Below are 25,363 nucleotides of genomic sequence, written 5' to 3' on the forward strand. Positions count from 1 at the left end.
GCTGACATCTCCATTTATGCTTGCCTCGGAGGTGGATTATGAGTCGAGTAGCTGACGCTTTGCTGGTGCAGCACAATCTCAAAGCTCTCAATCTCACCAATATGGCTCGCAACATCGAACAGCAGTTGCGTCAGGCCAGAGACGGCGGAATCGATTATGGCCAATTTCTGTTGGAACTAACGGAGTTGGAATTACGCATCCGCTCCGAAAACAACGAGAAACGACGAATTAAAGAGGCGAAATTCCCTCTGCTCAAGACACTGGAAAATTTCGACTTTGAAGCTGTACCCGAACTCGACAAGCGTCTAATGCGAGATCTGGCCGTGGGAGACTACCTTAATGAATGCCGCAACGTGATCCTGATGGGTAAAAGCGGTGCAGGCAAAACGCACCTAGCAACCGCTCTCGGTATCGAGGCTTGCCGTCAAAGCAAGCGAGTACGCTTCGTTACCGGCTACACTCTTGCTAATGATCTTGTGGAAGCCCGCACCGAGAGAGATTTAAATCGCCTACTCGGTAAATATACCCGGCTTGACCTGCTCATTCTCGATGAACTCGGATACGTGCCGTTCTCAAAAGAAGGAGCGGAATTACTCTTCCAGATCCTCGCTGAACGCCATGAACGCGGTTCGGTGATCATTACCACCAACCTTGGCTTTGCTGATTGGACGCAGATATTTGGTGATCACAATATGACCGCTGCGCTCCTCGATCGGCTAACTCATCGCGCCCATATCATCGAATGCACTTGGGACAGCTATCGCCTCAAGCAGTCTCTGAAAGGAGGAAAAAAGAAAACCCTTTAGCTGTACGATTAATTTACTAACCACCGAGGGTGGTCAAAATTCGGTGATCACAGGTGGTCAATTTTCGGTTGTCATAACGACACCAACGAAGTGATATTCTCAGAAGTACCATTGGAATAGGTACCAGTCGCTACAAACTGTCGCGTCAAACCATTCACAACGCTTGGATTCACCGGCGTTACTGCTATCGAACTCAGGGTCGCGGCAGTGACGGTCAGCGTGCTAGTACCAGATATACTGCCAAGGGTGGCGGTGATCAGCGATGTACCAGCCGAAATACCCGTTGCTAAACCACTGTTTACCGATCCATTCGGATTCAACGTCGCCACAGCAATGGTGCCAGACGACCATGTCACCAACGAAGTAATATTCTCTGAGGTACCATTCGAGTAGGTACCAGTCGCTACAAACTGTCGCGTCAAACCGTTCACAACGCTTGGATTCACCGGCGTCACGACGATGGAACTCAGGGTGCCTGCGGTTACGGTCAACGTAGTGTTACCAGAAACACTGCCAAGGGTGGCGGTGATAACTGATTGACCCGCCGATACTCCGGTAGCAAGACCACTAGCGGCTTCAAAGTTGGGATTCAACGTGGCCACAGCTGGTGTGCCAGATGACCATGTCACCAACGAAGTAATATTCTCTGAAGTACCATTGGAATAGGTACCGGTCGCCACAAACTGTCTCGTCAAACCGTTCACAACGCTTGGATTCACTGGCGTCACGACGATGGAACTCAAGGTGCCTGCGGTTACGGTCAGCGTGCTAGTACCAGATATACTGCCAAGGGTGGCGGTGACCAGGGACGTGCCAGCCGAAATACCCGTTGCTAAACCACTGTCAGCCGATCCATTCGGATTCAACGTCGCCACAGCTGGTGTGCCAGACGACCATGTCACCAACGAAGTGATATTTTCTGAGGTACCATTCGAGTAAGTACCAGTCGCCACAAACTGTCGCGTCAAACCGTTCACAACGCTTGGATTCACCGGCGTCACGACGATCGAACCCAGGGTGCCTGAGATTACCGTCAGCGTGGTATTACCGGATAAAGTGCCGAGTGTGGCCGTAATAACCGATGCTCCTGTCGCAACCCCAGTTGCGCCACCTGTAGATGAAATGGTAGCAATAGTAGGCGTTCCTGACGACCATACCACCTCATCGCTGATATCATCAGTGGTGCCATCAGAGTACAATCCTGTTGCAATAAAGTCTTTACTGAGGCCGATGATAACCGTAGAACTTGCTGGCGTAACGGTTATCGAGCTCAGAGCTCGCGGAACACCATCCCAATGCCCACCACCACCGCCACAGCCCGTGATGGAACCAAAAACAATCAACATGAAACAAATAATACTATACCACTTGAACTTTTCCATACCAACAACTCCATTTCTCTTTTAACTACTTAGGAAAGCGATAGTTACAAAGATTCACCGATAATTATTCACTCACCCTCCATTCATCACGACTATAAAATCGCTCGCACATGGATGCATTAGAGCAAATATGATGCCAATGAAATGCTACGCAAACAGCAACGCTATCCCTTTGTTTTCATTAAGTCTCAAAATGAGTTAAAAGTCGAAAAGATGATGATAGATTTGAAATACCTCAATATTTAACAGATCTACGGCATATTGAGGGCAAGGTATGGCACAGAAAAAAAGCGACTGAAACGACACGAAACGAAAATCAGACGAATCTCTAGCGGGTTAAATACTTATATACAAATGGGAAACATAGCTAACAATAGATTTAACGAGAAGACGAACGACGACCAATTCAATACGCGCCGAGCTCATCGAGTCGGTCGTCGCTAAGACCAAAATAGTGGGCAATTTCGTGGTACAGGGTAATTTCGATCTCCCGTTGAATTGATGCGGGAGTACCATCACTGGCCTCAATAATTGGTTCCAGAAAAAGGGTAATCATATCCGGCTCTGAGCCAATACCGTCATGCGTGCGCTCGGTAAGCGGTATCCCTTCATATAATCCCAGTAAGGTTTCGTCATCCTCCATGCCAAGTTCACGCAATAACCGTGCCGAGGGTTTCCGTTGGATAGCGATAGAGACGTTATGTATCCGTTCGCGTAAAGTGGGTGGCAAGGCACGGAACGCCGCATCTGCCAAATCGGCGAATTCATCTTCGGTCATAACGCGTGCCCACTCCCACCATTATCTTCTCACCGTTTCCGCCTGCTGCGGTGCAAGGCAGGCATCACCGGCACAAATCTGTCCGGGGAAAATAAAGACTTGCGAGGGATCAAGGGTAACCATCACCCGCGCACCATCACGCAATGGAATTCTCCCCGCAATTTTCGCGTGGATGTGGGTAGGGCATTGTGGTCCGCAAAATTCAAGCCGCATGTGAATTAAGGTACTGCCGACCAGCATACGGGTCGCACTGACTTCAGCCGCCACTCCATGAGGTGCATCTTCCGCAAAACTCACCTGCAGCGATTCGGGGCGGAAAAAGATTTCCACTGGCGTCATATCAGGGATGTGCGCCGCGTCTAACTGCCCAAACGGTGTAGCGACGACACCCGCTTCGACAAACCCCTCAATACGGTTCACATCACTAAAGAACGATGCCACAAAGGCGTTGATCGGATGATAGTACAATTGCTGGGGGTTATCGATCTGCACAATCACCCCCTGAGACATCAACGCAATACGGTCGCCCATAAACATCGCTTCTTCGGGATCGTGCGTGACCATCACAGCGGCAATGCCGGTTTTTTTGAGAATGTGCAGCGTCTCATCACGGATGTGCGAACGCAAACGGGTATCAAGGCTCGAAAACGGCTCATCGAGCAAGAGGATTTTCGGCTCTGGCGCGAGAGCACGCGCTAAGGCAACCCGTTGTTGTTGCCCACCCGAAAGCTGGTGCGGAAAATGGTCAATGAATTTCTCCATCCCCACTAACCGTAACGCGGCCAAAGTTTTCGCCCGCACACTCTCTTTGGGCAACGAACGCAACCCGAAAGCAACATTCTGGCGCACGTTGAGATGCGGAAAGAGGGCAAAATCCTGAAACACCACTCCGGTATGGCGCTGCTCAGGTGGAGTCGACTTGCCAGTAGAGGCAACAATATTTCCACCAATCGCAATTTCCCCATTTTGCAATATTTCGAGGCCAGCGATCAGGCGCAGTAACGTCGTTTTGCCACAACCCGAAGGGCCAAGCAGGCAGATTACCTCTCCCGCCGCAACGGTAAAGCTGACATCTTGCAAAACGTTATGTGGGCCAAACGCGTGGTGTACGTGCGAAATTGAAAGAATCATAGCTCTCCTCAATCGGTTAGTGTGCCGCCCGCGAACCACGAATGGCGAGCGTGATAAGTATCACGGGAATAATACCAACGGCGACAATAGCCAGCGATGAACTGGCCGACTGGATTAAAAACCCGTCGTTTGCCATTTCGTACGAGCGTATCGCCAAAGTTTCAAGCCCAAAAGGTCGCATCATAAACGTGGCAGGGAGCTCCTTCATCACATCCACAAATACCAGAATAAGCGCCGTAAACAAACTCCCCCGCATCAGTGGAGCGTGTACCTTCATCAGCGTTGAACTGGCACTATGCCCCAACGTGCGCGCCGCGCCATCCATATTCGGCGTGATTTTCGCCAGACTCGCTTCGACCGTGTTGAGCGAAACGGAAAGGAAACGCACCAAGTACGCGAAAATCAACGCCAGCCACGTTCCGGTAAAGAGTTGCCCCGTCGAGATATTCCAATGCTCACGGAAAAAATTGGCGGCAATATTGTCCAGATACGTGAAGGGAATCATCACACCCAAAGCAATAATAGCTCCCGGAATCGCATACCCCAGCGAGGCGAAACGGAGCGCAATGCTCTTGCCGCGCGAAGGTTGCAGCCGATGCCCATACGCCAGAATCACCGCCACAATCACCGCCACAAACGCCGCCAAACCAGCAAGGGCAAAGCTATTGTAGGCCATCGCAAAAAAACGGCTATCGACAAAATCCCACGTAGTAATAGTCCAATACCCCATCGCCGCGACGGGAAGAAAAAAACCAAAGAAAACGGGAAGAGCGCAAACCAACGAAGCCGCCATACCTTGCCAGCCCGAAAGGGTGTGCCGTGATGCAATCCGATCGGCGCGCGAGGAACGTTCCGTTTTGCTCATCCCGCGCGACCACCGTTCCAAGAGAATCAGGGAAAAGATAAACAGCATCATCACCGCACCAAGTTGTGCCGCTGCCGCCACATTCCCCATCCCCAGCCACGTGCGATAAATGCCCGTGCTGAACGTATCCACCGCGAAAAAATCAACCGTTCCAAAATCATTCAGGGTTTCCATCAACACCAGCGCCAAACCACCGGCAATCCCCGGACGCGCCAAAGGGAGCGCCACCAGAAAAAATGATTTCCACGCTCCGCACCCAAGGGTACGGCTCGCTTCCAGTACCGTGGCGGATTGTTCCAAAAAAGAAGCACGTGCCAGCATATAGACATACGGGAAAAAGACCAACGTCATCATAATGATCGCTCCCCATAAAGAGCGGATCTGCGGGAACCAGTAGTCGGACGCGCTACGCCAGCCAAACCAGTCACGCAGCATTGTTTGAATTGGCCCCGAGTATTCCAGCAAACCGGTATACGTAAATGCGATAACATACGCCGGTATCGCTAGCGGTATCAGCAGCGCCCATTCAAAAAAACGGTGCCCAGGAAAACGCGTCATCGTCACCAGCCACGCCGTCGCAACGCCAAGCAGCAAGGTCCCGCTTCCGACTCCAAGCATCAGCCACAAAGAATTAGCGACGTAGCGCGGGAGCACCGTCGCGAACAAATGGCTCCAGAGTTCCGACGAAGGGGTAAATATATAGCTCAATACAACGAAAACTGGGATGCCCACCAAAATGGCGGCACCCCACGTCAACGTTGTCCACAATGAAAATATTCGCAAATTCGTCATTTATCTCCAGCCAGCACGATCCATAATTTTTACCGCTTCTGCTTGATGCTTTTCGAGTTCCGCCAAGGGTAAAGTATCCGCCTTGAACGTTCCCAGCGCTTTTATCGGCCCCGAAATAGCCACCGCGCTATTGACAGGAAACTCGTTGTTTTCGTTGGCATACACCTCTTGAGCCGCTTCGCTGGCTAAGAATTCAATCAGCGCAATCGCCGCATCTTTATTCTTCGCACTTTTTGTGACCCCAGCGCCACTCAGGTTCATATGCGTACCACGTGAATCCTGATTTGGCCAGAGCATTTGTACCGCTTTAACCGTTTGTTGATCTTTTTCTTTATCAGAGCTTAATAGTCTTCCAAAATAATAGGTGTTCGCAATTGCAACATCACATTCGCCAGCAGCAACCGCATAAATCTGAGCCGTGTCATTATCCTGAGGCTGACGGGCAAAGTTTGCCACTAAACCGCGCACCCACGCTTCAGTAGCTTCTACCCCATGATGCGCGACCATAGCTGCCACCAGCGACTGATTGTAGATGTTTGACGAACTGCGCACGCAGATTTTTTTACCCAACGCTGGGTTTGCTAGAGCCTCATAACTGTTTATCGCGTCAGCCTGTATTCTGTCGGGAGCATAAAAAATGACCCGCGAACGAGCGGAAAGTCCAAACCACTGATTATCGCTATCGCGATAGTGCGCCGGGATGATTTGCTTGAGTTTTTCCGACTCAATAGGCTGCAAAACGCCAGCCACTTTCGCCGCAACAAGATTCCCCGCATCAACCGTGATCAGCACATCAGCCGGGCTATTTTCCCCTTCGCGAATCAAACGCTCCAAGAGACCGCCAGCGGCACCAGTTAAGAGAAGGTAATTGATACCCGTCTCCGCTTTAAATTTCTGAAGCAATGGTTCCATCAAATGAGCTTGACGGTACGAATACACATTCACCGTCTGCGCTACAGAATAGCTGGCAAATGCTGTGAGAAAGAGCAAAATAACTAGGAGACGCATGCGAAACCTCACAAGAAATGATTCACAACTCTGAATAGAGTTGAGGCGCGGATTTATCATAGTAGCATCAAAGTAGTCAATACATTTTATATAAACTTTGCAGAGTCTAATTTTTATGCGTATTTCGTTTATTGAGTGTCATGTTCAGACGGTGGCAATATCCAAAGACATGCCGAATGTCATGCGGAAAAGTTAATCAGGGATCAAAATTAGTGTCAGGTTGTGTGAATTTAGCACCAGCTTTTTATGTAGATATGTCGCTTGATTCGACATATACTCCATACATGTCGAAAAAAGACATTTTTTTCGACACGTATACGCCTTGCAGCAGGAGCCAGATATGACCTTCAATCCACGCCGACCTTATAATGACCTGCCAGAATTACCACCGCATGTTGAGCTTGAAAGCAAGGCCGTTCTGAAAGCAGCAATTGGTGCAAACAGAGCGTTGGCGGAACTGAAAGGCGTCGGCGAACTGGTGCCAAATCAAGCCGTTCTGGTTCAATCAATTGGCCTACAAGAAGCAAAACTTTCATCTGAAATCGAAAATATCGTAACAACCAACGACGAACTCTATCGTGCTTTCGCCAACCATGGCGCAAAAGCTCATTTGCACACCAAAGAAGTACTGCGGTACCAAGAAGCACTCTGGCATGGATTCAGTGCCATCCGCCAGCACAACCGTCCATTAACCACCAACTTGTATGAAGAGCTGTTTCAAATCATCAAGCAAACCACCGCTGGTGTGCGCAAAACTCCTGGAACAAAATTGACAAACAGCCAAGGCGACATCATTTACACGCCACCAGAAGGGGAAGCCGTACTGCGTCAGAAACTTGCTAACTTTGAAAAGTTCATCTACGCCGAAGATGGAGTCGACCCGCTGGTCAAACTCGCGGTAATCCACTACCAATTTGAAGCGATTCACCCTTTTACCGATGGCAATGGGCGTACTGGGCGGATCATCAATATCCTTTACCTCATTGAGCACAATCTGCTGGAAATTCCTATTCTCTACCTAAGCCGTTATATTATCGAAAACAAAAACGACTACTACGCCGGACTCCGGGGGATTACTGAGCGCCAAGCGTGGGAAGACTGGATACTCTACCTTCTGCGTGGAGTAGAAATAACCGCTCAACAGACGCGCGCGAAAATCCTGTCAATCCGTGATCTGATGTTCGCAGACATGGAAACCGTGCGCACCCAGCTCCCAAAGGTATACAGCAAAGAACTGCTGGAATTGCTCTATCGGCAACCCTACTGCAAAATCCGCTTTCTAGAAGAAGCAGGTATTGCGCATCGGCAGACTGCTTCAAGCTATCTCAAAAGCCTAGAGCACATCGGCATTTTACGAGCGATCAAAGCGGGTCGCGAAGTGTACTACATCAATCAAAGGTTTCTGGATTTACTGAGCAAGTGAGTAGCCATATGGCACGCGCCAAATAGCGGCTGTATAAACATCTCTGCTGTAAAATGACACGATATTGAGTAGAATAAAAAACGGAGGGCGGCGATGAATGAAAGATACGTCTCACACGAAACCGCGAAGGATTTCGAATGAGTAAGAAGAAAAAAACCGGCAAGGACGTCTCCATTGTCCGTTCTTCGGCAGCGGAATATCTGACCTTCGTTGCCGCCAGCGGCAGCGGTGGTGTCGAAGCGGTGTATGCCGACGAAAGCATCTGGCTGACCCAGAAGATGATGGGCGTGCTTTACGATGTTGAAACCCATACCATCAACTACCACCTGAAAAAGGTTTTTTCAGACAGTGAGTTGCAGGAGGATTCAGTTATTCGAAATTTTCGAATAACTGCCGCAGACGGCAAAAACTACAACACCTTGCACTACAAACTCCCCGCCATTATCGCCGTCGGCTACAAGGTCAACTCAGAGCGGGCCGTGCAGTTCCGCAAGTGGGCCACCACCATCATCGATGAGTACACTATCAAGGCCTATGTGATGGACGATGAGCGCATCAAAAGCGGTGGCTCCATCCTGACCGAACAATACTTTGAAGAGCAACTGCAGCGCGTTCGGGAAATTCGACTCTCGGAACGCAGGTTCTACCAGAAGATCACCGACATCTACGTCACCGCCATCGACTACGACGTCACCGCCCAAGCCACCAAACGCTTTTTCGCTACAGTGCAAAACAAGTTACATTGGGCCATCCACGGCCAGACGGCGGCGGAGGTCATTGTCAACCGCGCCGATGCCGACAAGCCGCACATGGGCCTGACCACCTGGAAAGATGCTCCGCAAGGCAAAATCCAGAAATTCGATGTCAGCGTGGCAAAGAACTATCTGACCGAAGAGGAAATGGCGCAACTAGCCCGGCTGGTCAACGCCTATCTGGATGTGGCCGAAAGCATGGCGCAGCGCAAAATCCCCATGACCATGCAGGACTGGGAAACCCGCCTGAACAAATTCATCGAAGCTACCGACCGCGAGATTCTACAGGACGCCGGTAAGGTTACAGCAGAGATCGCCAAAGCCCACGCCGAAAGCGAGTTCGAGAAGTACCGCATTGTGCAGGATCAGTTGTTTGAAAGCGACTTCGACCGAATGCTGAAGCAGATCGGCACGCTACAGAAACCGGGGAGCGGCGATGAATAAGCAAACCGCACAACTGTTGGAAAAGCACTTCGACACCGCATTTACTGCACCCGACGGCATCGCCAAATTGCGTGAACTGATCCTGACCCTCGCCATGCAAGGGAAACTGGTGGAGCAAAACCCGAATGATCCGCCAGCTTCAGAGTTGCTTCGGGAGATTGAGCGGGAAAGAGCCTCACGCGAAGGCACGAAGGCGCGAAGGCGCCAGGGGAATTCGAAGAGAATAATTCCCCTCCTTTGGAGGGGTGGCAGGCGCAGCCTGACGGGGTGGTGACTCCAAGGAACAACGACGAATAAACGAACTTTCGAGTTGCTAGAACAGCACTTCGACACCGCCTTTGCCGCGCCCGACGGCATCGCCAAATTGCGTGAACTGATCCTGACCTTCGCCATGCAGGAAAATTGCGTGAGTTGATGCTTAAGAAGGAGGTTGGCAAGGCGGTTTAGACGTGTGAAGTTCGGGCACTGGCAACGAGGAAGGACAAAGCAATTGACGTCGGACAGTACTGTTTGTTGAAATTGAGATCTTGCAGCATGGCCGTGTGCATTGTAATCTTCTCATTACTTGGTAACGAGACGCAATAGCCCCGCCACTATCTGTTACCGAAAACGGTAACTTTACAACCTGGTTTTTTTGATACTTAGCGACTGCCTCCAACAATGCCAAGCTCTGCGACATCATTCTATTCCAGATTCAGCTTAACTTCAAAGTCGTGTGTATGAGCGGCATTACCCCACAGAAGGGAAAATCAGTATGACAAATCATGCAAACTACTCATCAGATGCGCCAATATCGAGCCCGGATAAGGATAGATTCTCCAGATGGCCTTTTTCCAAACGGATCTCCGAGGTCATCGCTAAAAAGAGTGATCCAAGTAGCATCGTGATCGGATTATATGGGGCTTGGGGTGATGGTAAAACTACAGTTCTGAACTTCATAGAAGAAGCATTAAAAACCGAATCAAATGTAATATGCATCAGGTTTAATCCTTGGCGATATGGCACAGAAGAACAATTACTGGAAGGATTTTTTCATAACATTGCCGATGCCCTTGACACAAAACTCATAACTTCAGGTGAGAAAGTAAAGGACATCATCAAAAAAGTTGCACCGGCAGCTGCCGGTGCACTTGGCCAAAAGGGGATAGGCGATGGGGTTGCTCAATTTATGGCTGGTCCATCCTTAAATGAACTCAGGTCTAGAATAGAAACAACATTGGAAGAAGCTAAAAAAAGGGTCGTGATATTAGCCGACGATATCGACCGGTTGGAAAAAGAGGAAATTCACGCAACATTTAGACTGGTAAAGCTGACAGCCGACTTTAAATTTACTTCATATATACTGGCATTTGATGAGCAAGTGGTTTCATCAGCTTTACAAGATAGATATGGTGCCGGGGTTGAGAACGCAGGAAAAGCGTTTCTTGAAAAAATTATTCAGGTGCCACTGAATTTGCCGTCTGTCGATAGGAAGATTTTAAGAGGTTTTTGTTTTGAAGGTGTCGACAGTGCTCTCACTTTAGCTGAAATAAAGTTAACGGAACAGCAAGCTCAAGAATTTGCAAGAAACTTTACGGCTGCTTTTGACAAAAGACTAAAAACACCAAGAAAAGCCCGGATGTATGGCAATATTTTATTGTTCTCGTTGCCTATTCTTAAAGGAGAGACAAATCCAGTAGATGTCATGTTGATAGAAGGTGTGAGAGTATTCTTTCCTAAAGTGTATGAGGTAATCAAAAAAAATGCGGAGATGTTCACCGGTAGCGTAAGAGATTCGTATAGTAGTAACCGCGATAAAGAAAAATCACTTACTATAGCCACCATTGAAGGGTCAATAGATTCGTCAGACCCAGAAGAAATCGATGGGATATTAAGCCTATTAAAATCCATGTTCCCTAAGCTTGAAGCAGTGTACGGAAACACACACCACGGGAGAGATTGGGAACAAAGCTGGTCGGATGCACAGAGGATATGCTCTCCTTCTTATTTTCAAAGATATTTCGCATATGCGGTTCCCGAGGATGATATCTCAGACCAGACCATTCAAAACCTGATCGAAGTTTCATCAAAAGATGATCTCGCTGAGACCGCAAAAGTATTCGATCAATTATTAACGACGCAAAATGCAGATAGGCTCATCCGGAAACTACGCTCAAAAGCAAAATCCATTTCACGAGAATCATCTATGACATTGGCAGAAGTTCTTCTGCTGCATTCAGATCGATTCCCTAATCCAGAAAATTTATTCAACTTCAATAATCCATTTGCTCAAGCCGCAATGCTTGTTAGTGGTCTAATTCAGAATATCTCTGATAAAGGTGAAAGAATATCTTTATCTCAGCTCTGCATCAGAACAGCACCAGACATTGAATTCTCAGTGGAAATTTTTCGATGGTTACGAGTGAAGGATAAAGATCGACCAGAAATAGACGGTTTTACCGAAGATGAAATAAGTGCCATTGGCAAAATTTTAGCCGAGCGAATTAAATCGATTCTGGAGAGTGATGTAGATATCACAACAGTCTATCCTAAAATATGCGACCGCTTATTGTATCAAGTTAAAAAATACATCGGCAAATCAGAAGTCGAAGAATATCTCGCCAGCATCTTCAAAACCAGTGAACAATCTGTTTTCAGGTTCTTAGACACCTTCACTCCAACGGCCTGGGGGATGGAATCCGGGATCTCACGTAAGTCAGACCTCGAAAGAGAGCAGTATAATTCAATAGTTGGCTTAATTGACCCTGAAAGTATTCTCTCAGCAATAACCCATGAAATAGGTCAACTACCCTCTGTTTCAATCGAATATCCAGGAGACGATAAAGATAGAAACCAATTACTTGCAAACCAATTTCTTTGGCTACACGACTATGTCCTTAAAGAGCAGGCGAAAACTGATGCTGAAAATGACCAACAGTAACTTCGCTTTGCTGCAAATTTAGTCCACAGCGTTTGCTGCTATATGAATAGTGCAAAATTGCCATATCAACCATCCGGAGCAGTTTCATGTGTGGCATCACGGGAATTTTTGATCGACACCAACGCGAACGAATCGACGCAAACGCGCTCCGCGCTATGACCTCCGCCCTACTCCATCGTGGGCCGGATGACGTCGGTTTTCACCAAGAAAAAAACCTGGGACTCGGCTTTCGTCGTCTCGCTATTGTCGATTTAGTCGGCGGCAACCAACCGCTCTACAACGAAGATCGCTCACTGGTGCTGATTTGTAATGGCGAAATCTTTAACTTCCGTGAATTGCGCGCTGGTTTAGAACAGCGCGGCCATCGCTTTACTACCAACACGGACGTCGAAGTCATCCTGCACCTGTACGAAGAAGAAGGGGTCGCTTTCATCCCGCGCCTGAACGGCCAATTTGCGTTTGCACTCTATGACACCACGCAGCGCCGCGTACTGCTGGCGCGCGATCATGTTGGGATAGCGCCGCTTTTTTATACCGATCAAGACGGGCTTTTCCTTTTCGCCTCAGAAATCAAGGGACTCTTGCAACATCCCAGCGTCAAGCGCGAAGTCGATCTCACTGGCCTTGATCAAGTCTTTGCCTTCCCCGGCTGTCTCGCCCCACGCACCATGTTTCGCCACATTCGCAGCCTGCAAGCGGGCCATTATATGCTGGTGGGAAAAGACGGTATGAGCGAGCACCAATACTGGGATATGCACTACCCGCGCGAAAGGGAAATTGCCTATCAGGATGAAAACCATTATCTGGAACGACTGGACGAAGCCCTGCAAAATGCTGTCAAGCTCCGCCTGCTCGGCGATGTTCCCGTCGGCTATTACCTTTCTGGTGGGCTTGATTCTTCGATGATTGCCGGAATTTTACATACCTTGATTCCCGACGAACGACGCCATTCCTTTTCGATAGGCTTTACCCAGCCAGAAATTGACGAAACGCACTTTCAACGGATGATGGCCGCCCATGTTGGCTCCATCCACCATGAATCCCGCTTTGACTGGCCACAGATCAGCGAAGGCTTCCGTACTATGATTCGCCATGCCGAAAGTCCACTGCGCGAAAGTTACGACACCTGTTCCATTGCACTATCGCGCGCGGTGCGGGAAGCGGGGATGAAAGTGGTGCTGATTGGCGAAGGGGCGGATGAGCTTTTTGCTGGTTACTACGGATATAAGTTTGACCGCCAGCGGCAAGAGTTAGGCGATGACGACCCCTTTGACCCCGAAGCGCTGCTGGAAAAAGAGTTGCGACAAGAGCTGTGGGGCGATGAATCCTTTATTTACGAAAAAAATCTCTACCAGTTTCAGGGCGTGCGCGAAGCACTCTACTCCAGCCGCGCGCTGGAGCAGTTCCATGAATTCAATGCTGTGCGCGCGGGGGTGGTTGATACCCGCAAGCTCGTTGGGCGTCACCCCGTTCATCGCCGCGCCTATATTGATTTAAAGTTGCGCCTCGCCTCGCATTTATTGTCCGATCATGGCGACCGCGCGGCCTTTGCCAATTCGGTGGAAGCGCGTTACCCATTTCTGGATATCAACGTACTGAACCTCGTCCGTGAAATTCCTCCTGACCTTAAACTCCACGGCTTAACCGAAAAATATCTCCTGAAACGGCTTGGCGAAAGGTATATCCCCGCGCCCATTCGCGAACGGCAAAAATTTGGTTTTGTCGCCCCCGGCAGCCCATATTTGCTTGGGCAATCGCTGGAATGGGTGCAGGATACCCTTTCGCGCAGCACGATTGAGCGACAAGGGTTTTTTAATCCCGATGTCGTCGAACGGCTGATAGCTCAGTACCGTTCACCCGGATTTCAACTCAATGTGCCGTATGAAGATGATTTATTGATGATCGTCCTGAGTTTTGGCATATTTATGGATGAGTTTGCGATGCCTGCGTTGTGAGTGCATCGAGTACCATGATGGGGTGAGTGATGAATCGAAAAATCGTCCACAGCGTCTTTGAGCATATCGCAGCCACATTTCCCGAACATCACGCCATCGAAGAAAGCTCCGGCGCCTCTATCACCTACCGCCAACTCAACAAGCGCGCTCATGCCATAGCTTCGCTTCTGGTTGCACGCGGCGTTGGCCGCAACGTGCTGGTCGGCGTCTTGTTTCCAACTGGCATCACGTATGCCGCCACCATCCTTGGTGTCCTTAAAGCAGGTGGTCTCTTTCTGCCGCTGGAACTTGGTTTACCGCGTCCGCGCTTACAACACATCCTGAGCCACACCACGCCATCGGTCATTGTCACCGACGTCCACGGACAAAACGGCCTCGCCGATATGCTGGTCGAATTTGGCCTCGCCACATCAACCATCCTCTTGGTGTTCACCGCAGCGGGGTTTCATGAACAGCGCTTTTGCGATGGACACTGGCAAACCACAGCAATTGCGGACGCAGAAGCAACCGATCCGCTCCCCATGATCAATGAACCCGACGATAGCTGTTATGTTATCTACACGTCTGGTTCAACGGGCGTTCCAAAATTCATTGAAGGGTGGCACAAAGGGTTAGCGCACTACTGCCATTGGCAGGCCACAGAATTTGGCTTGAACGAAACCTCGCGCATCAGCCAAATGGCGCCGGTTACGTTTGAAGCGAGTCTCAAAGACTTTTTTGTGGCGCTCTGCTGTGGCGCAACCCTGTGCATTCCCGCCGCCGACGTGAAAGAAAACCCTGCACGGCTGATTGAGTGGATTGAATCATCGGCGCTGACGCTGCTGCAAACGGTTCCATCCTATTTGCGCCTCATAACGCGGGAAGCCGCTTCACAAGCGCGTAGCGGAGGATTTTTTCCCAGCTTGCAACTCGTCTTTCAGTCAGGCGATACGCTCTACGGCAAAGACGTCAATCACTGGCGGCACGTCATCGGCACCCACGCCGAATTGGTCAACCTCTACGGCCCCGCCGAAGTGACTTTGCTCAAAACATTCCACCGCATCCCGCCAGAACCGCTCAAACCCAATGAAATCGTCCCCATCGGCAAGCCAATCACAAATACCGTCATTTTAATCCTGAGCGGCCACACCCTGTGCCCGCCGGGAAAAATCGGCGAAATAGCGGTCAAATCACCCTTTATCGTCAAAGGATACTACCGCTCGCCGGAACTTACCGCCGAAAAATTTGTCCAAAACCCTCTGCAGAATGAAACGCGGGATATTGTCTACCGCACGGGCGATTTAGGACGCTATCGCCCCGACATGACCATCGACTTTGTTGGCCGTCTCGATAGTCAGGTAAAAGTGTATGGCAACCGGATCGAGCTGGCTGAAATCGAAAGCGTGCTCCTCGCCATGCCGCAGATTGGTCAGGCGGTCGTAGTGCCGCACCGCACCGATGAAATGGAAAACGTGCTCGCCTGCTACTACACCGAACTGGAACCCATCAGCCACACCGCGCTCCGCGAACATATACTGGCCTCACTCCCAGACTATATGGTTCCCGCCTATTTTATTCCGATGGCCAGCTTACCTTTAAGCTTAAATGGCAAAGTTGACCGCAAAGCGTTGCCCAAACCGGAAGTACTGGTCATCGGCAGCTACGAAGCACCGGTCGGCACCACCGAAATACAGTTAGCCGAAATTTGGGGCGAAATCCTTGGACTCAAACGGATTGGGCGCGCCAACCCCTTTATGGAAATTGGCGGGGACTCGCTGAAAGCGATTCGCATTATCGCCCGTATGTACAAAGTGTTCAGCGTTGAAGTCAGCGTACGCGACTTTTTTGCTTCGCCCACCATTGGCGCACTCGCTACGTTTATTGACCGTGCGCGCCACACACACTATGAGCCGATTCCGGCGCTGCCTGACGCTGCAAGCTATCCCCTTTCGCATGCCCAAAGGCGGCTTTGGATGCTCGACCAGATGGAAAAAGGCTCTGCCGCCTACACGATGGCCTCCGCCTTTGTGATCGAAGGTTCCTTCTCACTCGCAGCCTTTACACAGGCGATCCACACGCTGCATCAGCGGCATGAAACCCTGCGCACCACCTTCATCGCCATCGATGGCGTTCCGCGTCAAAAAATTGAAACATCCCTTGCGCCGGATGTCACCGTGCGCGATGTTAGCCACACTCCCGACCCCGAACACACGGCGCGTGAATACTTTACCACCGAAGCGGCTCGCCCTTTTGACCTCACAACGGGGCCGCTCTACCGCATTGCACTGCTGACTTTGGCACCACAACGCACCGCCTTCGTCTTTTCGATTCATCATATCATCAGCGATGTTTGGTCGTTGGGAGTGATGACGGCGGAGCTTTCAACCCTCTATAATGGGTTTAGCACTGGCCAAACACCGCACTTGCCGCCGCTGCCGATCCAGTATCGCGATTTCGCCGCCTGGCAAAACCAAAAAGTAAACGATCCCGCCACGTTGCAGCGCGACCGCACCTACTGGTTGCAGCAACTCGCCGCACCATTGCCGGTGCTCGACCTTCCCGCCGATTTCCCGCGCCCTCCCGTCAAAACCTATGCCGGAGCTGTGGTTCGCTTCACACTTGATCCTGCTATTGCGCAACCACTGCGCGCGCTGGCAACGGCGCAGGGAGCCAGTCTGTTTGCCCTGCTGCTCGCACTGGTGCGGGTACTCATGTTCCGCTACACGGCGCAAGAAGATCTGATTATCGGCACACCGGTCGCGGGGAGAGTGCATCCCGACCTTGAGCCACAAATCGGCTTTTTCCTGAATACGCTGGCATTGCGCGATCAGGTGCGGGCGGATGATCGCTTCTGCGATCTGCTCACGCGTGTCATGGCGACGAATACATCAGGCTTCGACCACCAAAACTATCCGTTTGATCAACTCGTCGATGAGCTGGAGTTGCCGCGCGATGTCAGCCGTTCACCACTTTTTGACCTGATGGTCGTACTGCAAAATACGGGGCAAATTCCATTTACCCTCGACGGAGCTACCGTGCGCGAATTGGCGCAGATGGAAAATATCAGCAAGTTTGATCTCGATTTTGTCTTTCAGGAAAACGATGACACCATTGATGTTATTGTGGAATACAACCGTGACCTGTTCGTGCCGCAACGGATTCACAACATGGCTCACCATTTCTGCATGCTGGCCGAAGGGGTGGTCGTCAATCCGACCGCGCGCGTCAGCGATTTGCCACTGTTAACAACCGCCGAACTCCAGTGGATTCATCACGATTTCAACGCCACCGCGGCACCGTGGCCGCAACAGGCCACGCTGGTATCGCTCTTTACCGAACAGGTGCAGCGCACACCCAATACAATAGCGGTACGTTTTGAGGATCAACACCTGAGTTACGCTGACTTGCAACGCGAAGCCGAGCGCATCGCCGCGCTGCTGCAACAATACCGCATCGAGACGGGGAGCATAGTTGCGATTCTCGCCGAACCGGCGCTGCACATGCCTGCATGGTTACTGGGCATCCTGCACGCTGGTTGCACGTATCTGCCGATCGACCCGACGTACCCCGCCGAGCGAATCCGCTTTATGCTCGAAGATTCCCACGCGGCACTGGTTTTGACGCAAGGCCATCTGCTGGCAACCCACTCCGCCATCGCCTTGCAAGGGATTACGGCAGAAGCGATCATCGAACGCACCGCACCGCGCGCCCAAATCCTTGACGTAGACGCTCTTCCCGTCGTCAATCGCGCCTTAATCGACCATACGCGCTACCACCGTTTTATCGGGCAGTCGATGGTCAAACACGCTGTGGCAATTCAGGCCACACGTGGCTGTCCCTACCAGTGCGCCTACTGCCACCAAATTTGGCCACGTAACCACGTCTACCGTTCGGCGGAAAATATCTTTGCCGAAGTCCAAGCACTCTACCAACTTGGAGTGCGCCGCTTTGTGTTTATCGACGATATTTTTAACCTCAACCGTGACAATAGCCGCCGATTTTTCGAGCTGATTCTGGAGCACAGTTTGCAGCTTCAAATCCACTTTCCCAACGGCTTACGCGGCGACTTGCTGACGCCAGACTACATCGACCTCATGGTGGCTGCCGGAACGGTAAGCTTTGCGCTGGCGCTGGAAACGGCGTCACCACGCCTACAAACAATGATCGGGAAAAATCTCAACCTCGACCGCTTCCGCGACACATTGCAGTACATTACCACGCACCATCCGCAGGTTATCTTAGAGCTGTTCACCATGCACGGTTTCCCCAGCGAAACCGAAGCCGAAGCGCTGGCAACGCTGGAATTCATGCAGTCCATCAACTGGCTCCATTTTCCCTATGTGCATATTCTCAAGATTTTCCCCGGCTCCGCTATGGAACAACTGGCGCTCGACAACGGCATTGATGGCTCAGCGATTCGCCGTTCACACTCCCTTGCGTTCCACGAATTACCGGAAACGCTCCCCTTTGATGCCGCCTTTACCAAGCAGTACCAATCGGAATTTTTCCAAGGGTATTTCTTAAACCGCGAACGACTCCGCCACGTACTGCCGCACCAAATGCGCGTGTTAACCGAAGATGAGCTGGTACAGAAATACAATAGTTATTTGCCGCTGGAAATTCACAGTTTTGCGCAACTGCTGGAGTTTTTCGGTATCCCACACCATGAACTGGGCGACGCCCAGTTTTTACAGGAAGATTCTGTCGCCGTCCCTGAGCTTTCGCATCGCTTTTATGACCGTTTTCCGCGCCCAGCCGTGCCGGAAAAAGGCGCATTGCGCATTGTGCTGCTCGACCTTTCGCAACTGTTCAGCGAACACGCTTCACTGTTTTACGACGTGGTCGAACCGCCACTGGGTCTTATGTCGCTCCTCAGTTATCTGCAGCAACAATTCGGCAGTCACATCGATGGACGGATTGCTAAAGCGCGAATTGATTTCGATTCTTTTGCCGAACTCCGTCAATTGCTTGATGAAACCAAACCTGAACTGATCGGCATTCGTACCTTGTCGCTCTATCAGGAGTTTTTCCACGAAACAGTGGCGCTGCTCCGCCAGTGGGGGATAGAAGTGCCAATTATTGCCGGTGGGCCGTATGCCACCAGCAGCGTCGCGCACGTCCTCCAAAACCGCGCGGTCGACCTTGTGGTGATCGGCGAAGGGGAGGCAACACTCGCCGAACTCGTGGGGATGATGCTGCGCCACGAACACCGTCTACCGGACGAGGCACACCTGCGCGCACTCCCCGGCATTGCCTTTGTGCCGCGCGCAGCGCAAAAGCAAGCGTACGCAGGTACGCGGCCATTGGTGCGACTGGAGCCAGAACACTCCCCCACGCCAAATAATTGTGTCGTTCATCCGCCACAGCTTGACCCTTCCGCTGCCGCCTATCTGCTCTACACTTCCGGCTCAACCGGTACACCCAAAGGGGTGCTGGTTGAACACCGCAACGTGGTGCGACTCCTGTTTAACGACCGGATGCCCTTTGACTTTTCTTCCCGCGATGTCTGGGTGCAGTCGCATTCATTCTGCTTCGATTTTTCCGTCTGGGAAATGTACGGCGCGTTGCTCCGCGGTGGCACGCTGGTGATCCCAAAACGGGACGAGGTGCGCGACATCGCCCGTTACGTGACACTTGTCAAAAACAGTGGCGTGACGGTGCTCAATCAAACTCCAGCCGCCTTTTACGGATTTATTGACGAAGCCTTGCGCACCGATTTCGACTGGAGTTCGTCGCTCCGCTACGTGATTTTTGGTGGCGACCGACTCGAACCGACCTATCTACGCCGCTGGGCGGAGCGCTTTCCGTCCGTAGCCCTCATCAATATGTATGGTATTACCGAAACCACCGTGCACGTCACGTTTCACCAATTATCGCTGGAGGAGCTTGCGATTGCGGGGAAAAGCCCTATCGGCACACCCATTCCCGAAACCACCGTGTATGTTTGCGACGCTTCAATGAATCTCCTGCCCGTCGGCATTCCCGGCGAGTTCTACGTCGGCGGCAGCGGGGTCAGCCGTGGTTACCTGAATCGTCCAGAACTCCAAAACCAGCGTTTTATTACCAATCCATTTGGAACTGGGAAACTCTACCGCACTGGCGATCTCGGGCGTTGGACATGGACAGGCGGACTGGAGTACCTTGGCCGCAATGACCAGCAAGTGCAAATCCGTGGCTTCCGCGTGGAACTTGGCGAAATCGAAAGCCGCCTGCTTGCTCATCCCGCCATCCGTGAATGTGTGGTACTGGCATTAACTGGTGCCAACGACACATTGGCGCTGGCCGCATGGCTGGTGTTTGAACACGAGGTCACCATCGCCGCACTGCGCGACCACCTAGCGCAAACTTTGGCTGATTACATGATTCCAGCGTGGTTTACACCCATCGATGCGCTGCCATTGACAGCGAATGGCAAGCTTGACCGCCGTGCCCTCCCCGATCCACGAGAAGCACATGCCCCCAGCCTCGATTTAGGCACCACGCTTGTCGCCCCACGCAATGACACCGAACAGATTGTGGCAACGGTATGGGAAGGGGTGCTTGGCCTTAGCGCTATCGGCATTCACGACAACTACTTTGCCCTCGGTGGCGATTCGATTCGCGCGATTCAGGTCATCTCCCGCTTACAGCAGCAGGGATGGCAGGCGGAAATGATTGACGTGTTTCAATTCCCCACCGTGGCGGGACTGGCAAGCCGCATTACGCCGTACGAGCGGGTGATCGACCAAAAGCCGGTGACAGGCAATGTCACCCTCAGCCCCGTGCAACGCTGGTTCTTCGAAACACATGGCGCGGGAGTGCACCATTACAATCAATCGATTCTGCTCACCTCACGGGAACGGTTGGATGGAACAAAGCTGCGCACGCTCTTGTCAGCCTTGGTCGCGCATCATGACATGCTCCGCACCGCGTTCACCCAGAGCATCGATGGTTGGCGTCAAACCATTCAGCCAATCGGCACGCCGCTCCGTTTTGAAATCGTCGATTTCACTCGCACAACACATCCCGCGCAGGCCTTAGAGCAACATGCCGCAGCGTTACAAGCAAGTTTTGATATCGCGCAACCACCGCTGCTTACCGCCGCCCTTTACCAACTACCGGACGGCGACCGTCTGTGCATAATCATCCATCATTTGGTGGTAGATGGTGTTTCGTGGCGTATTCTGGCAGAAGATGTCGTGACCGGATATCGTCAACTGGTCGCCGGAAAACCACTAGCACTGACACCGAAAAGTGATTCTTTTGCCGCGTGGATGGTGGCCTTACAAACCTACGCGACGAGTGATACGCTGCAGCGCGAACGCTCGTATTGGCAGCATATATCCGAGCGTGCGACGACTATCGCGCCACTTCCTTTTGGCACCGCAACCCCAACCGCCGTGGCCGCAGATTTTGATGATATCGCGCATACGCTACCCCCCGCGCTCACCGATCAACTGCTGCGTCACGCCAATCGCGCCTACGCCACCGATGCGGTTGACCTCCTGCTCACCGCAACGGCGCTCGCCCTCACCGATTGGAGTGGTTCGCGATGTCACCTGATTACCTTAGAAGGTCATGGACGTGAGGAAATTGGAGTGAAGCTCGATGTCTCGCGCACCGTGGGCTGGTTTACCACGCTCTTTCCGCACCTGCTGGAGGTTTCTGAACGCGACGATAGTGGCTACCGCGTGCGTGTCGTCAAAGAAGGGATGCGTGCCATACCCCATCACGGGATTGGCTACGGCGTCCTGCGTTGGCTCACACCAAATGCCGCGCACGATGCAACGTTACCATCACTGCCGCGCATCAGCTTTAATTACTTGGGGGTGTTTGACGCCACCGTCGATGATGGCGCATGGACGCTTTCCGACGAACCACACGGCTCAACCGTCGGCGGCGATAATATCAGCCCTTTTGATCTGGAAATCACCGGTGCGGTGGTGGGCGAGGTGCTCCGCATAGCATTGCGCTATAACCGTCATGCGCTGGAAGAAAAAGTTGCCAAAAGGCTGCTGCAACAGCTTGTAAGCCATCTGCAAGAGATTATCGCGCATTGTTGTCAGGTCGAAACGACGGTGATCACGCCGAGCGATATTAGCTACGACGGTCTTGATATTGATCAGCTCGACACGCTGCTGGAGAGTTTGGGGGATTCGTGACGGCCTTTAGCCACCGTCGTGCAATTCCTCCCAAACGCGGTAACTCTTTTCCAGCTCTTGTTTGACTTTTTCGAGTTCGCTGGTCAGGGTCATCACTCTGGCGTAATCCGCCGCGTTGGCGATGATACTTTCTTCGAGCGTTCCGCGTTGCTGCTCTAATGTCTCAATCGTCGCTTCAATTTTATCGACTTTGTAGCGGTCAACTTTTTTGGGTTTACTCTGCTGTGTTGTTACCGGCGGCTGTTCTGCTGGCAACTCGGCTTTCGTTGCCGCTTTCAGGCTGGCATGGTATTCGGCATAGTTCCCCCGGAAAAGCTCCAGCCCACCGTCATTCATCAGGAGCAACTTATTGCAGACCTGCTCCAGAAAGTAGCGATCATGTGAAACGGCAACTACGGTTCCGGGAAAAGCTCGCAGGGCGTCGATAATGGCATCAACTCCTTCAATATCAAGGTGATTGGTCGGTTCATCCATAATCAAGAAATTCCCGCAATCCATTTCCAAACAGGCAAAACTCAGGCGCGAGAGTTCGCCGCCACTGAGAACGCCCACTGTTTTTAGGTGTTCCTCACCACGAAACTGATATTTACCGAGCAACGAGCGGATTTGCTGAATGGTGGCACTCGCGCGAATTTCATTGAGCTGCTGGATGAGCGTCAATGGCCGTTGTAGTTCGTGATGTTCCTGAGAAAAATAGCTGACACGTACGAGATTGCCAAAATGGAACGTCCCTTGGTCGGCAGTTTCGTGTCCGGCAATAATTTTCAGCAGGGTCGACTTGCCACTCCCGTTTGGCCCGATAATGCCAAGCCGATCGCCGTTTTCCACTTCTAGCGAAAGTTCTTGCAACACGGTTTTGCCGTGATAACTTTTGCTGATGCGATCTACCTGTAAGACGGTTTTGGCGGAGGGGAGATATTCTGGGGTGAAGCGGGCGCTAAACTCCCTACTTTCGCCTATCTCCATTGTTTGGTTGTTTTCCAGAAAGCGATCGAGTTGTTTTTCGCGACTTTTGGCCTGCGTGTAGTTGCCCCACGAGTGTTGCCGCCGGATGTATTCCTGTTCTTTTTGGATTTTATCGGCAATGGCCTGATTTTCGCGCGCCACGGTTTTATGCACGAGTTCCCGTTGTTCGAGATAATGGCGATAACTGCCGCGATATTCAAAAATACGTCCGGAGTCGACTTCTACAATTTTTTGTGCCAACGATTCGATTAAGTAGCGGTCGTGCGAAACAATGAGTGTTGCTTTGTCGTAACGCTTCAGGAAGTTTTCCAGCCATTTGATGTTTTCAATATCAAGGTGGTTGGTCGGTTCATCCAGCAGCATGAGGTCAGGCGAAAGGGCAACCAGCTTGGCGAGCGCCAAACGGCTTTTCTGTCCACCGGAAAGGGTTTGCGGCTCGCGTTCGTAATCAGCGCTTTGAAAGCCGACACCAGCTAAAACGCTACGCGTGACGGCTTCAATGCGGCTTCCGCCGTAGAGTTCGAAGCGGGTTTGCAGTTCGGCGGCACGATTCATGATTTTTTCCAGACGAACTGGATCGTTAAATACCTCAGGGCGCGCCATGGTTTCGTGCAGCGTCAGCAGTTCGCTTTCCATATCGCGCAACCAACTAAAGGCTTCCAACACGGTTTGATAGACGGTTGCGCTAAAATTTTCCAACCGTTGGTTCATGTAGCCTATGGTTCCATGGCATTTGATCGTTCCGCTGTCAGCCAGCATTTCACCGGTAATCAAGCGGAGCAAGGTTGATTTCCCGGAACCATTTATCCCCATCAAAATGGTTTTTTCACCCCGTTTCAGGCGGAATGAAGCATCCAGAAAAAGTTCGCGATCACCCAAAAATTTACGGATTTGAGAAACTTCAAGAATCATTAGTAGGGGTAACCTTTCATTATCTTTTTTGATTATTTTGTAGAAATATTTATACTGTTCCTGTTTTCTCGGGCATGTGGCATTTTGCAAAGTTCAACTATAGCAGAATTGCATTCACATCTCACTACCCGGAAACGAATTCCTTTGGTTCGAGGCCAAGGAAAAAAGGAGGCACGAGATGACTCAGCAGATTGTTGTTCGCCCCGAAGATGCCGATCGGGAGCGTTGCTTTAACGCCAAAGGGAAAATGGTAGACAAGTTTTACGCCAAAGAGTTGGTCAAACTGCAAATCGAGCTGGCGAAACTGCAAAAATGGGTGAAAGAGAGCGGCAATAAAGTGCTTATCATTCTGGAGGGTCGTGATGGTGCCGGCAAAGGGGGGACGATCAAAGCCTTAACCGAACACCTGAATCCCCGCGTTGCGCGCGTCTCAGCACTCGCCAAACCCAGTGATGTCGAACAAGGGCAGTGGTATTTTCAGCGCTATTTCCGCGAACTGCCGAATAGTGGCGAAATCGTATTTTTTGACCGGAGCTGGTATAACCGTGCTGGCGTGGAACGGGTGATGGGCTTTTGCAATCATGAGCAGTATAAAGAGTTTATCTATCAAGTACCGAATATTGAACAAATGTTGCTGGGGAGCGGTTTTTTGGTGTTCAAATATTTCCTTGATGTCGGCCAAGACGAGCAATCCAAACGGATATTGAGCCGTAAAACAGAACCATTAAAAATGTGGAAACTCAGCCCAATCGACGAAGAATCACTCAATCTCTGGGATCAATATACCGAAGCCTTTCAAAAGATGTTCAGCCGCACGCATACCCCGTATTCCCCATGGATTATTGTCGATTCAAATGACAAGAAACGTGCGCGAATCAACCTGACACGTGACCTCTTGGCCAAAATTGATTACGAAGGTAAAGATCAGAATGCTGTCTGCCTACTGGCAGATCCCGGCGTCGTATCACCGTATTCGCAGGCGACGTTTGCCACAGAGCCATGTCAAATCAAAAAGGTGAAGAAGAAAAAGCATTGAAATACTCTCAACGCCACGAAATAACACGATATTCTTATACGGGCAGACCGGCATGTCTGCCCGTAAAAAACCA

The 25,363-nt window shown here is 51.2% G+C and carries 13 protein-coding genes and 1 pseudogene; 8 read left to right on the forward strand and 6 right to left on the reverse strand.

The features are described 5' to 3' along the window. The first annotated feature begins 38 nt into the window (after positions 1–38). A complete protein-coding gene (gene istB / locus P304_RS0101915; protein ID WP_027389162.1) occupies positions 39–806 on the forward strand; it encodes an IS21-like element helper ATPase IstB in 768 nt (255 codons plus the stop codon). Between the two features lie 71 nt (positions 807–877). Here the strand turns inward: istB and P304_RS13535 are convergent, their stop codons facing one another. From P304_RS13535 to P304_RS0101940, 5 genes are all read right to left on the reverse strand, one after another. After that, positions 878–2,188, reverse strand: a complete 1,311-nt coding sequence (locus P304_RS13535) for a beta strand repeat-containing protein (RefSeq protein WP_051321319.1) — start codon at positions 2,186–2,188, stop codon at positions 878–880. A 406-nt stretch (positions 2,189–2,594) separates the two neighbouring features. Further along, on the reverse strand, positions 2,595–2,966 hold the full coding sequence (locus P304_RS0101925; protein ID WP_027389163.1) for a metallopeptidase family protein: 372 nt from the start codon (positions 2,964–2,966) through the stop codon (positions 2,595–2,597). 21 nt (positions 2,967–2,987) lie between these two features. After that, positions 2,988–4,097, reverse strand: coding sequence for an ABC transporter ATP-binding protein (locus P304_RS13540; RefSeq protein WP_051321320.1), 1,110 nt, complete (start codon positions 4,095–4,097; stop codon positions 2,988–2,990). 16 nt (positions 4,098–4,113) lie between these two features. After that, positions 4,114–5,754 (reverse strand): ABC transporter permease, encoded by a 1,641-nt coding sequence (locus P304_RS13545; RefSeq protein WP_034763772.1) that lies wholly within the window; start codon positions 5,752–5,754, stop codon positions 4,114–4,116. After that, positions 5,755–6,762 carry a Fe(3+) ABC transporter substrate-binding protein gene (locus P304_RS0101940; protein ID WP_034763775.1) on the reverse strand — a complete coding sequence of 336 codons (1,008 nt, stop codon included), beginning with the start codon at positions 6,760–6,762 and terminating at the stop codon, positions 5,755–5,757. A gap of 340 nt (positions 6,763–7,102) precedes the next feature. Here P304_RS0101940 and P304_RS0101945 point away from each other — a divergent pair, with 340 nt between their 5' ends. The 6 genes and pseudogenes from P304_RS0101945 (at position 7,103) to P304_RS0101975 (ending at position 22,376) form a co-directional block, all read left to right on the forward strand. Beyond that, positions 7,103–8,185 carry a Fic family protein gene (locus P304_RS0101945; protein WP_027389165.1) on the forward strand — a complete coding sequence of 361 codons (1,083 nt, stop codon included), beginning with the start codon at positions 7,103–7,105 and terminating at the stop codon, positions 8,183–8,185. Positions 8,186–8,322: 137 nt separating this feature from the next. Next, a complete protein-coding gene (locus P304_RS0101950) occupies positions 8,323–9,381 on the forward strand; it encodes a virulence RhuM family protein (protein ID WP_027389166.1) in 1,059 nt (352 codons plus the stop codon). Next, positions 9,374–9,553, forward strand: a pseudogene (locus P304_RS17560) (restriction endonuclease subunit S); the annotation flags it as partial. The gene P304_RS0101950 and the pseudogene P304_RS17560, both read left to right, overlap by 8 nt. A 582-nt stretch (positions 9,554–10,135) precedes the next feature. Further along, on the forward strand, positions 10,136–12,301 hold the full coding sequence (locus tag P304_RS13550; RefSeq protein WP_034763777.1) for a KAP family P-loop NTPase fold protein: 2,166 nt from the start codon (positions 10,136–10,138) through the stop codon (positions 12,299–12,301). 86 nt (positions 12,302–12,387) lie between these two features. Continuing rightward, on the forward strand, positions 12,388–14,256 hold the full coding sequence (gene asnB / locus P304_RS0101970) for an asparagine synthase (glutamine-hydrolyzing) (protein ID WP_027389168.1): 1,869 nt from the start codon (positions 12,388–12,390) through the stop codon (positions 14,254–14,256). 29 nt (positions 14,257–14,285) lie between these two features. Further along, the gene (locus P304_RS0101975; protein ID WP_027389169.1) at positions 14,286–22,376 is read left to right on the forward strand and encodes a non-ribosomal peptide synthetase; all 8,091 of its coding nucleotides are present in this window, start codon (positions 14,286–14,288) and stop codon (positions 22,374–22,376) included. Between the two features lie 6 nt (positions 22,377–22,382). Here P304_RS0101975 and P304_RS0101980 read toward each other — a convergent pair whose 3' ends face one another. Then, positions 22,383–24,254, reverse strand: coding sequence for an ABC-F family ATP-binding cassette domain-containing protein (locus P304_RS0101980; protein WP_027389170.1), 1,872 nt, complete (start codon positions 24,252–24,254; stop codon positions 22,383–22,385). A 178-nt stretch (positions 24,255–24,432) separates the two neighbouring features. Between P304_RS0101980 and ppk2 the strand changes: the two genes are divergently transcribed. Next, a complete protein-coding gene (gene ppk2, locus P304_RS0101985) occupies positions 24,433–25,290 on the forward strand; it encodes a polyphosphate kinase 2 (RefSeq protein ID WP_027389171.1) in 858 nt (285 codons plus the stop codon). The last annotated feature ends 73 nt before the right edge of the window (positions 25,291–25,363 follow it).

Origin of the sequence: Chrysiogenes arsenatis DSM 11915 (assembly GCF_000469585.1) — a bacterium.
Lineage (GTDB): Bacteria > Chrysiogenota > Chrysiogenetes > Chrysiogenales > Chrysiogenaceae > Chrysiogenes > Chrysiogenes arsenatis.

What these genes read in the sequence shown, in the direction of transcription:
- istB (WP_027389162.1), top strand. Translation starts at nt 39, where the DNA reads ATGAGTCGAGTAGCTGACGCTTTGCTGGTGCAGCACAATCTCAAAGCT.
- P304_RS0101940 (WP_034763775.1), bottom strand. Translation starts at nt 6,762, where the DNA reads ATGCGTCTCCTAGTTATTTTGCTCTTTCTCACAGCATTTGCCAGCTAT.
- P304_RS0101975 (WP_027389169.1), top strand. Translation starts at nt 14,286, where the DNA reads ATGAATCGAAAAATCGTCCACAGCGTCTTTGAGCATATCGCAGCCACA.
- P304_RS13535 (WP_051321319.1), bottom strand. Translation starts at nt 2,188, where the DNA reads ATGGAAAAGTTCAAGTGGTATAGTATTATTTGTTTCATGTTGATTGTT.
- P304_RS13540 (WP_051321320.1), bottom strand. Translation starts at nt 4,097, where the DNA reads ATGATTCTTTCAATTTCGCACGTACACCACGCGTTTGGCCCACATAAC.
- P304_RS0101925 (WP_027389163.1), bottom strand. Translation starts at nt 2,966, where the DNA reads ATGACCGAAGATGAATTCGCCGATTTGGCAGATGCGGCGTTCCGTGCC.
- asnB (WP_027389168.1), top strand. Translation starts at nt 12,388, where the DNA reads ATGTGTGGCATCACGGGAATTTTTGATCGACACCAACGCGAACGAATC.
- P304_RS13545 (WP_034763772.1), bottom strand. Translation starts at nt 5,754, where the DNA reads ATGACGAATTTGCGAATATTTTCATTGTGGACAACGTTGACGTGGGGT.
- P304_RS0101980 (WP_027389170.1), bottom strand. Translation starts at nt 24,254, where the DNA reads ATGATTCTTGAAGTTTCTCAAATCCGTAAATTTTTGGGTGATCGCGAA.
- P304_RS13550 (WP_034763777.1), top strand. Translation starts at nt 10,136, where the DNA reads ATGACAAATCATGCAAACTACTCATCAGATGCGCCAATATCGAGCCCG.
- P304_RS0101950 (WP_027389166.1), top strand. Translation starts at nt 8,323, where the DNA reads ATGAGTAAGAAGAAAAAAACCGGCAAGGACGTCTCCATTGTCCGTTCT.
- P304_RS0101945 (WP_027389165.1), top strand. Translation starts at nt 7,103, where the DNA reads ATGACCTTCAATCCACGCCGACCTTATAATGACCTGCCAGAATTACCA.
- ppk2 (WP_027389171.1), top strand. Translation starts at nt 24,433, where the DNA reads ATGACTCAGCAGATTGTTGTTCGCCCCGAAGATGCCGATCGGGAGCGT.